The following is a 9,520-nucleotide window of genomic DNA, read 5'->3' as shown; positions in this document are numbered from 1 at the left end:
GAATCATCCTTCCATGTTATATTTTCTCTCTGGACAATTAATCCACCCTGCTCATCGCTTGCTCTTAGGGGGTTGGGGGTGGGGTTCTTGTACCTCACTCAAGTGAGAACCGCTATAAGATCAAACCTCACCTTCAATCCCTCTCCTTACTAAGGAGAGGGAAGCCGGAGGCAGGGGTGAGGTTTTATATTTAATTAATCTACGTTACTAAGTTAGTTAGTTTGGCTATGTGGGTAGTATAAATTACCGAAAAAACTAATTTGGCAGATGCTAATGTTCAAAACTAAATTCTCAGAATTCCGTGCATCAGGAGAATTTTATACTTCAAAGCTAATACATCGGCATATTGGGGCGATCGCAGCTCTAATTTTAATTAGCTTATTGAGTTCATTGAGTGGAACACCAGCCGATCATACCATCTCTAACTGCTGGGAAGGCTTTCTCTGGGGACTAGCAGATCCAGTAATTAGCTTGAATTGTTTAGTTGGTATTATTGCGATTGGTTTACTCTCATCTGTATTTGTTCGTGGCGCTGTAATAGCTAGATGTTTTGTCTTAGCAGCAGTCTTGGGCATTGTAATTCATATATGCCAGCTAAATTTCCCAGGTACACAAATAGCGATCGCCATTTCTAGCATCCTTTTTGGTACTATGCTGATCATGCCAAATCAACCAAACTTTATAGTACTTGCTCTAGTGGGCATCACTGCTGGTTTATTTCAGGGTTACGCTAATGCTGAATCTATTATTGGAGCAGGAATGATCCCACTACTTGCTTATATACTAGGCATTACCTTAACTCTGTTTGTGGTTGCCATGAGTGCCAGAGAAATTGGTGTTGCAATCGGTATGAGAGAAATAAACCGAATTTTACCCTGGAAAATGAGCATTGCTGGCTTCGCTTTCTGTGCGATCGGCATCGTGTTTTTGAGCAATTCGATCATTTAAATCAAATATTTCAATTGGGTAGAATACATTCATTAGTGGGGGCGTACACTTAGTTGTACGCCCCCACTACGTGTTCAGGATAAATAAAACTTTACTATCTAACAAAAGTTAACATGGATATCATTAAAATTCTCAAAGAAGACTATCAAAGATTCCCACTAAATCAAACTTACAGCATTTACGCTCCAGACGTTTATTTTCAAGACCCACTGAATAAATTTCGTGGTGTTAAACGTTACAAAGAAATGATTAATTTTATCCAAACTTGGTTTTTAGCTCCCAAAATGGACTTACATAATATTCAACGTTTAGAAGACACAATAAAAACTGAGTGGACACTTAGTTGGAATACTCCTCTCCCCTGGAAGCCACGGATCTCCATTCCTGGTTGGAGTGAATTAGGTATTAACTCTGATGATTTGATTGTCTCACATGTGGATTATTGGAATTGTTCACGCTTAGACGTGGTAAAGCAGCATTTCTTTGCGATTAAATAAAATGCAAAACTTCATCCTGTTTCACGATCCCTCTCCTTATAAAGGAGAGAGATTGAGGGTGAGGTAAGCCAGGGACATAAATATATGTTATTTAATTCAATACCTTAACGTGAAAGCCACTCTAGAAGCAGCTTTTATAGATTATCTCGTCAAGAGTCTTCGACTGGGAATGCCTAAGGGACTTCCAAATAAAAAAATATTCCAAAACTGACACAAAAATCTTCTCTATTTCTCTTCCCTCTGTGTTCTCTGCGCCTCTGTGGTTCGTTTCTTTGGATAATTTATTTCCTGGGAATGCCTAATGTGAGGCAAAGCCTCAAGACTGGCGGCAGAGCCGCAATTGATCTGCATTTCCAGCCAGAGGCTAGAAACGAGGTTTTAAAAGGGTTTGCGCTTAAGTTGACACCAATAGCAAGATGCCCATCCCACAAGATTAGATAATTTATTTCTTAGAAATCCCTCAACATCACGACATCTCTGATGAACATCACAACATCTCTGATGAACATCACGACATCTCTAATGAACATCACGACATCTCTAATGAACATCACGACATCTCTAATGAACATCACGACATCTCTAATGAACATCACGACATCTCTAATGAACATCACGACATCTCTGATGAACATCACGACATCTCTAATGAACATCACGACATCTCTAATGAACATCATAGCCCCCTCCTCGCTTGCGGGGAGGGGGTTGGGGGTGGGGTTCTTGTACTTCACTCAACTGAGAACCGCTATATTTACCTTATCCTGCATGGGTTTGAGGCTTGTTCCTCCATCAAAAATGCTTAAGTCCCGTTAAGAGAAATTACGCAGATTTATATATTATTTTTTTAATAAATAAAATTATTCACGAATTTTACTGAACCAGAAAACAGCTTCACTAAGTCAAACTAGCTTTAGAGCATAAATTCAGTAATCAAAAACCTAACTCTCCAATTCCCTTTCCTACCAAGAAAGGGAAAGCCAAACTCTCCTCTGAGCTATGCAGAGGAATTCAGGGAAAGGTTTTTCCAAGATTACGATTACTGAATTGGTGTTCTATAACCCTCTTTAACAAATATATCTATGTCTCGTCCAAAACGTACATCCCGTGTTTTAGAAAAAGCCGAATTGAGATCCGCCGGATTTAAAGCAATTGATTCAAATATGGATTTTGGTGATAATTGCGGTTTGCAAAATCTGACTAAATCAATTCAGGAGTTACGCACTATGCTTGATGCTTATAACATTGATTTAGCTATGATTGACTCTTCCAAAACTAAAATTGATGAGATGGAAAAAACCTTAGACAATCTTACAGATAAGATAGTGAGGGGCGTTGCTTTTAAGTATGGCAAAAACAGCAGTGAATATGAGATGGCGGGTGGTATTCGTGATAGCGAACGTGTCCGCAAAACTAGGTTAAGTCGCTTGCTGAAAGCTAGTGCCGCAAAAGTATCAAATGAGAATGTTAAAACCGTCTAATACAGGATGACGGAAGGCAGAAAGCAGAGTAAAAAAAACTTTCTAGCAAGAGATATGAGAATGAGCAAACGCTACTTGCTCATGAAAACCATTTTTTATTGACTGCTGCGATACCTTTGGTAGGCTTTGCCAACGCAATTTTTTCTACTCACTGATACTCTTTGATATGAAAGATTTATGTACAGTTAATATCGTGCATATTATCTTATACGTTTTGTAGTTTAATTTCATTTTCCGTAATATTGAGAATGCTGTAATCTGCAATTGTCAACAATTTTGACTGTCTAAATTCTGATAAGAATTTATAGTAATACGAAGTTTTGTCTAATACTTTCTCGGCAGATTTTTACCATGACTTATTCTCCCAAATTGCAAAAGCATTTGAAATGTTTCTCTTTATCTGTAGTATTAGTAGCTGATTTAATAATCACACAAAAAGCTTTTCCAGTTCCTGCCCAAACCATAAATTCATCTATCGGTAATGGTGTGACATTCAGTTGCAATGATAGTGAAGCAACAATCAAAGCTAAAAATGGTCCGAAAGTAAGTAATGGAAATACAACCATTTACATTGGTTATCAGCAAGTCTCATCTAATAACAAAAATCCTGTGACTATCCGCTTCAATAATGGGATCAAAACATGGTGTCGTAGTGATTACGAAACAACAAATGACGATAGCACAGGTTATGGATTGTATTGGGATGGCGGCAATGTTTTATATGGCGTTTACTCCTCTACTGGCAGTCAAACTGGTAATGATTTTCGCCGCTTTGCCACTGGGCGTTGGTTGTCTAGCTATGGTAGCGGAGGCGGTCCAAAAGTCGCAGTTATAGCCCGGATTAATCCAGCCAATGGTGAGGTTAACTATGCTACATTTTTATCTGCCAAAAAGCCGACTGATGGACAAACTAACTCTTTAGTTGTCAACAAGTTATTATGGAATGGCACAAATTTGACTGTGCAAGCAACCTCATGGTGGACTCCCCGCCGTGCTAATACCAATTCTATGACTTGCTCTGGTTCATCACCTTATCAATACACAGCAGTATTCACTGGCGATTTAACAAAGGTTAACTCGGCTTCAGCAGTTACTTGTAGTTAACGTGAGTTTAATAAACCTCATAACCTCACCCTGGTTTTGCTATGCAGAACCTGTCCCTCTCCTTACTAAGGAGAGGGATGTCTGATAGGACAGGGTGAGGTTTTGGAGGACTTTTGGGTTGGGTAGCGATCGCACTTTATCATTTATCTACCCCTAATTTTTACCCATGCGGACGCTGAATAATCGTCTCCACCACCCGCCGCTTGGCCTTTGGATCAATACCTACTAAGCGCACATACTCACCACTATATTCTGCTAAAGTTGCTTCCAAGTTTGAGATTGCATCAGACTCTGCATCAATATGGCTATGAACACAACTTTGCCAAGAACCTGTGCGGAAGCGGCGCTCATCTACATGTTCAATACTAATTTTGTAACCTTGAGACAATAATTCTCTAATTTGTGCTTGTGTCTCTAGAGTCAAATGTGGACTTGATACTTCCTCTTTTTGGAATCCATTAGTTTTTGCTTCTTGGGTTGCGCGATTTGACGGCTGACTAATTGGTGTTACAGCAGCAGGTGGTGCAGATTGAGAATTTCTACCTCGATTGAGTCGGTTGTAATCATCAACCAAATGGGAATTTTCCACCCGTCTTTGTTCACCAACGAGAAAGTTACCAGACTCGATTAGGTGAGACAGCCTGAAATCTGGCTTTTTAAATTCTGGTGGTCCTTCAACGCTGTTAACCACACTCAACGATACCCGCTCAAAACCTACTTGATGGATGTAGTTGCGGATTTGTTCGTCATAAATGCGCGATCGCAAAGCGCTAAAAAAGTCAATGGATTGATTGACAAAAGTATCAACTAGCTGTTCAATTTCCTTCTGTGACAGTCCATCCGGTTCAAAAATCCCCTTGACAATTCCCACCTTGTCATCTCGGTTTGGTTCCCAATAAAACTTCTCCATCCGTCCATCCCGAATTAACGGTGCATAGAGGGTGGAAAAATCATTACCTGTAACAATAATCGGCACACGACGTAAAGGCGTGGAATCATAGCTTCCAGGCAACTGCACATCTGTGGGATTATCAGCAATATTCATCAGTGTGGCATTCACCAACTGCGTATTTACAGTATATTGAGTGCCTTCATCAAAGCGTCCAGCACCCGCATCTAAATCGTTAATCATCAAAACACACATTTTGCCGCGTACTTTGATCAGTTCTGCTGTTTCCCGATAGCGCAGCCGAATCAACCGCGCTGGATCTCCTGCATCTGGACTTTCCAATTCGCCGCCAGAGATGTTAGTCACCTCAATACCCATTTTCTCGAAGACTAATTGACATTGAAATGTTTTGCCTTCTCCTTTGCGTCCGTGAATACCCAAAATCACGGGGACTCGCACACCAGGAAGCTTGAGAAAGTTTTTGGTAATGTGGACAGCCAGTTTGTCCAGAAACCGGGGAGCGATGTAGTAACCCATATAATTATCTTTGCCTAGCAGTGCTTAAAGTAATGTTAAGTTTTTTTGGTGATAACTGGTTATTTATTTATCTATCTTTTGGTATAAAAGGAGCGCTACTTAGCATATACGCCTAATTGGATAGGCATCAAAAATTTTATCAGCACTCAATATAGATATATTTTCAACTACCGACTGTGCAATTAAAACTCGATCGAATGGGTCACGGTGATGTAAAGGTAGTGTGGCAACAACAGTAATATGGTCTATAGTAATTGGCAGTAATTCAATACCATTCCTAATTATTTGCTGTTCGATAAACTCATCAAAAGCTAGACCAAAGTTGAGTTTACCAATACTGTGCTTGATTGCCATTTCCCAAACACTAGCAATACTCAGTAGATTCTCATTATTTTCAATTTGCGATTTCCAACTAAGGCTGATTCTTGAATCACCCATCACAAACCAAATAAAAGTATGAGTGTCTAGTAGTTGCCTCATTCCATATATTCCTTAAAATCTTCGAGTGGTGCATCAAAATCATCAGATATTGTTACAAGTCCTTTGGCACTACCATACTTAGGACGGTGTTTAACTGGCGATACAGGAGTTAACTTCACCAAAGGTTGATTATCTTTGATGATAATAATTTCCTCACCACTGAGTGCTGCTTCAATCAACTCAGGTAAGTTTTGAGATGCTTCAGCTAAATTAATTTGCTGCATAAGTACTACCTTTGAATAGAAAGACTAAGGTGCTACCACTATCCTAACTTTGGATTATCAATTAAATTAAAGGAAACCAATTTAACCAAGCGTCCCAATTTTCTACAATTTGGGCAAACTCTGCATAACCGCTTGCTTGAGGATGAACACCATCATTAGCTTTTGCCTCATTTATCCAGATGTTTGAGTTTTCTAATATCGGAAAAACGTCTAAATAAGGTATATTCAATTCATTGCAAATTAAAGCAAACTGTTTAGATAAATTAGTATTTCTGTTCCTTCTTTGACTATCCTCTTGTTCTGCGTATGGTGCTGGACCAATCATCAAAATAGGATACAACTTTTGAGCTTCACTTAAAATTTCATGGGCATTTTTGATGGAATCTGCCAAACCCACACGAGTTTTACCATTTTCTAATGTTGTGTCATTCAATCCAAAAGAAAACACAACTCTGCCATCATATTCTTTGGGTAAGCGAAGTGATACTTCCTGTAACCAACGCTTTGCTATATCAGTACTCGTATCTCGCCTAATTCCTAAATTATAGTAGGTGATATCATAGCCTTTTTTATTAGCATTAGCGCATATTCTCCCTGTCCAACCAAGGCATTCTGGGTCGCCAGTACCATTAATAAAAGAGTCACCAACAAAACAAATTCTTACTTCCGGTAGATGCTCTAATTCCATTTATTACCTTCTAAAAAACGTAAAGGTATCCTAAGCAAAACGCAGAGAATAACTCCGCGCCCCTTTGCGTTTTCCTTTGCGTGCCTATGCGTTTTAAAACAAATCTAACAAATAGGAGAGGCAGATAATTCTACCTCTCCTATAGGAATAAACCAATTACTTAAAGCTTGTTAAGCTTAGTATTTGTTGGGTTTGTGAACAAGAAAGCTGAGAATTTGGCACTGCTTGATGTTGTCAAAACCCACAACCCGAATATAGCTGGTGTTGAATTGAGAACGGCATCCTTGAACTTCGCTCAATACTTCTTGAGTCGATCTAGCACCAAACAAAGGCAACTTCCACATTGTCCAATAAAATTCTTTAGGATCAGAAGTTTCGTTAAACTCGATCGCTGGAATGTAACCTTGATTCAAAATGTACTGGATCTGCTTGGCAATTTGAGCATCAGACAGAGGTGGTAGATAAGAAAGGGTTTCGTAACGACGCTCTTTTGGTAAAGTTTGCATAGCTTTTGATAATGGGTTGTGATTTTTTACTACTAGGTTGACCGAACTAATTCGATAAGTTATCTAAATTCGGATCTGAATTTGCTTGCTGTTCTGGTTGCAGACTGGGGTTTGATGTGTCTATTCGGGTGATGCGTTCTAAATGCTGGCGACGCTGTTCCATGTTGGCTTGCTGAATGCCAGTACGAACCATTTCCGGTAAAAATTCCATGACTTCTTCCGCAATGTGTTCTCTGACAGTCATGATTCGCAAAGCCAAATCTGGTTTTTCTTGCAACAGTTGCTCAATGTATGATTCACCATTCTGAATTTTGCCAGACGAAAAGTTATGCAACCAAAGTTCTAATGGAGGATTTGTTTCGCCTAGCTGTGCCAACACTGTCCTTAGAGCCTGATAAGTCAGATAACTTTGGAGAGTTTTGGCTGTGTCCTTCGCAATTTGCTTAAGATTCATGCTTGACCCCAGCCGTCAACAGTTATGAGTTATGAGTTAAGAGTTATGAATTATGAATTAATGTAACTCTTAACAGACGCGATTAATCGCGTCTCTACAGATGCGATTAATGAGCCAGCGCGTTGCGGGGGTTGCCCCCGTTGTAGCGACTGGCGTCGCGTCTCTACTTCTAACTCTTAACTTTTGATCAGACGGTATCCATCGCTTCAAACTCGAACTTGATTTCTTTCCACAGTTCGCAAGCAACGGCTAATTCAGGAGACCACTTAGCGGCTTCGCGGATAATGTCGTTACCTTCACGAGCCAAGTTGCGGCCTTCGTTACGAGCTTGGATGCAAGCTTCTAAAGCTACGCGGTTAGCTGTAGCCCCAGGAGCATTACCCCAAGGATGTCCGAGAGTACCACCACCAAATTGCAGCACGGAGTCATCACCAAAGATTTCTACGAGTGCAGGCATGTGCCAGATGTGGATACCACCGGAAGCAACAGCAAATACTCCAGGTAGAGAAGCCCAGTCTTGGGTAAAGTAGATACCGCGAGACTTGTCTTGTTCTACGTAGTTTTCACGCAACAAGTCAACGAAGCCCATTGTAATACCGCGTTCACCTTCCAGCTTACCAACTACGGTGCCGGTGTGGATGTGATCACCACCAGACATCCGTAGCGCCTTAGCCAAAACGCGGAAGTGGATACCGTGGTTCTTTTGACGGTCAATTACGGCGTGCATAGCGCGGTGAATGTGCAACAGGATACCGTTATCACGACACCAACGAGCCAATGTAGTGTTGGCGGTGAAACCTGCGGTGAGGTAGTCGTGCATGATGATGGGCTGTTTGAGTTCTTTAGCGAACTCAGCCCGCTTCAGCATTTCTTCACAGGTGGGGGCGGTGACGTTTAGGTAGTGACCTTTGATTTCACCGGTTTCAGCTTGAGCTTTGGCAATAGCTTCAGATACGAACAAGAAGCGATCGCGCCACCGTTGGAATGGAGCGGAGTTGATGTTCTCGTCGTCTTTGGTGAAGTCCAAACCACCACGTAAGCACTCGTATACAGCGCGTCCGTAGTTTTTAGCCGAAAGACCTAATTTGGGCTTAATTGTACAACCCAATAAAGGACGACCATATTTGTTTAACTTGTCACGCTCAACTTGAATACCGTGGGGAGGTCCTTGGAAGGTCTTCAGGTAAGCTACAGGAATCCGTAAGTCTTCCAGACGTAGCGCCCGCAAAGCTTTGAAACCAAATACGTTCCCCACAATGGAGGTCAACATATTGGTTACAGAACCTTCTTCAAACAAATCCAAAGGATAGGCAATGTAGGCGATGAATTGGTTGTCATCACCAGGAACTGGTTCGATATCGTAGCAACGACCTTTGTAGCGATCGAGGTCGGTGAGCAAGTCTGTCCACACAGTTGTCCAAGTACCAGTGGAAGACTCAGCCGCTACAGCCGCAGCTGCTTCTTCGGGGGGAACTCCAGGCTGGGGTGTAACGCGGAATGCCGCTAAAATGTCTGTATCTTTAGGTGTGTAATCCGGTGTGTAATAAGTTAGTCTGTAATCTTGAACCCCGGCTTTATACCCAGTTTTGCTCTGAGTCTTAGTTTGAGCGTAAGACATATTTTATCCTTCTCAGAAGTCTCTCTTTTACTTTTGAACCTCACATGACTTTTAGTCACGCGATTCCTGCTTCAACGATCTTTGCCTGAATTGC

12 protein-coding genes are annotated in these 9,520 nt (G+C 41.0%); 4 read left to right on the top strand and 8 right to left on the bottom strand.

The window, feature by feature from the left end; genetic code table 11:
* Positions 1 to 273: 273 nt before the first annotated feature.
* Complete coding sequence (locus V7K31_RS12445) at positions 274 to 948, top strand: HupE/UreJ family protein (protein WP_335094654.1); 675 nt, start codon at positions 274 to 276, stop codon at positions 946 to 948.
* A gap of 113 nt (positions 949 to 1,061) precedes the next feature.
* Positions 1,062 to 1,445 carry a DUF2358 domain-containing protein gene (locus V7K31_RS12440; RefSeq protein ID WP_335094653.1) on the top strand — a complete coding sequence of 128 codons (384 nt, stop codon included), beginning with the start codon at positions 1,062 to 1,064 and terminating at the stop codon, positions 1,443 to 1,445.
* A 449-nt stretch (positions 1,446 to 1,894) separates the two neighbouring features.
* Here the strand turns inward: V7K31_RS12440 and V7K31_RS12435 are convergent, their stop codons facing one another.
* On the bottom strand, positions 1,895 to 2,125 hold the full coding sequence (locus tag V7K31_RS12435) for a hypothetical protein (protein ID WP_335094652.1): 231 nt from the start codon (positions 2,123 to 2,125) through the stop codon (positions 1,895 to 1,897).
* A 402-nt stretch (positions 2,126 to 2,527) separates the two neighbouring features.
* Between V7K31_RS12435 and V7K31_RS12430 the strand changes: the two genes are divergently transcribed.
* Positions 2,528 to 2,926, top strand: a complete 399-nt coding sequence (locus tag V7K31_RS12430) for a hypothetical protein (RefSeq protein WP_335094651.1) — start codon at positions 2,528 to 2,530, stop codon at positions 2,924 to 2,926.
* 351 nt (positions 2,927 to 3,277) lie between these two features.
* Complete coding sequence (locus V7K31_RS12425; protein ID WP_335094650.1) at positions 3,278 to 4,030, top strand: hypothetical protein; 753 nt, start codon at positions 3,278 to 3,280, stop codon at positions 4,028 to 4,030.
* Between the two features lie 160 nt (positions 4,031 to 4,190).
* On the opposite strand, the gene V7K31_RS12420 is transcribed toward V7K31_RS12425, so the two are convergent.
* The 7 genes from V7K31_RS12420 to V7K31_RS12390 all read right to left on the bottom strand — a co-directional run bounded on the left by V7K31_RS12420 (position 4,191) and on the right by V7K31_RS12390 (position 9,426).
* Positions 4,191 to 5,456 (bottom strand): ribulose bisphosphate carboxylase small subunit, encoded by a 1,266-nt coding sequence (locus V7K31_RS12420; protein WP_335094649.1) that lies wholly within the window; start codon positions 5,454 to 5,456, stop codon positions 4,191 to 4,193.
* A gap of 99 nt (positions 5,457 to 5,555) precedes the next feature.
* The gene (locus V7K31_RS12415) at positions 5,556 to 5,936 is read right to left on the bottom strand and encodes a type II toxin-antitoxin system VapC family toxin (protein WP_335094648.1); all 381 of its coding nucleotides are present in this window, start codon (positions 5,934 to 5,936) and stop codon (positions 5,556 to 5,558) included.
* Positions 5,933 to 6,160 (bottom strand): type II toxin-antitoxin system Phd/YefM family antitoxin, encoded by a 228-nt coding sequence (locus V7K31_RS12410; protein ID WP_335094647.1) that lies wholly within the window; start codon positions 6,158 to 6,160, stop codon positions 5,933 to 5,935. Before V7K31_RS12410 ends, V7K31_RS12415 begins: the two co-directional genes overlap by 4 nt.
* Before the next feature lie 61 nt (positions 6,161 to 6,221).
* Complete coding sequence (locus V7K31_RS12405; protein ID WP_335094646.1) at positions 6,222 to 6,848, bottom strand: GDSL-type esterase/lipase family protein; 627 nt, start codon at positions 6,846 to 6,848, stop codon at positions 6,222 to 6,224.
* A 176-nt stretch (positions 6,849 to 7,024) separates the two neighbouring features.
* Positions 7,025 to 7,354 carry a ribulose bisphosphate carboxylase small subunit gene (locus V7K31_RS12400; RefSeq protein WP_335094645.1) on the bottom strand — a complete coding sequence of 110 codons (330 nt, stop codon included), beginning with the start codon at positions 7,352 to 7,354 and terminating at the stop codon, positions 7,025 to 7,027.
* Between the two features lie 46 nt (positions 7,355 to 7,400).
* Positions 7,401 to 7,808 (bottom strand): RuBisCO chaperone RbcX, encoded by a 408-nt coding sequence (rcbX, locus tag V7K31_RS12395; protein ID WP_335094644.1) that lies wholly within the window; start codon positions 7,806 to 7,808, stop codon positions 7,401 to 7,403.
* Between the two features lie 187 nt (positions 7,809 to 7,995).
* Positions 7,996 to 9,426, bottom strand: coding sequence for a form I ribulose bisphosphate carboxylase large subunit (locus V7K31_RS12390; RefSeq protein WP_335094643.1), 1,431 nt, complete (start codon positions 9,424 to 9,426; stop codon positions 7,996 to 7,998).
* Positions 9,427 to 9,520: the final 94 nt, after the last annotated feature.

This window comes from Nostoc sp. (assembly GCF_036917675.1).
Lineage (GTDB): Bacteria > Cyanobacteriota > Cyanobacteriia > Cyanobacteriales > Nostocaceae > Nostoc.
Note: the sequence above shows the minus strand (reverse complement) of the source record. Positions and strands in the feature narration are given on the sequence as shown.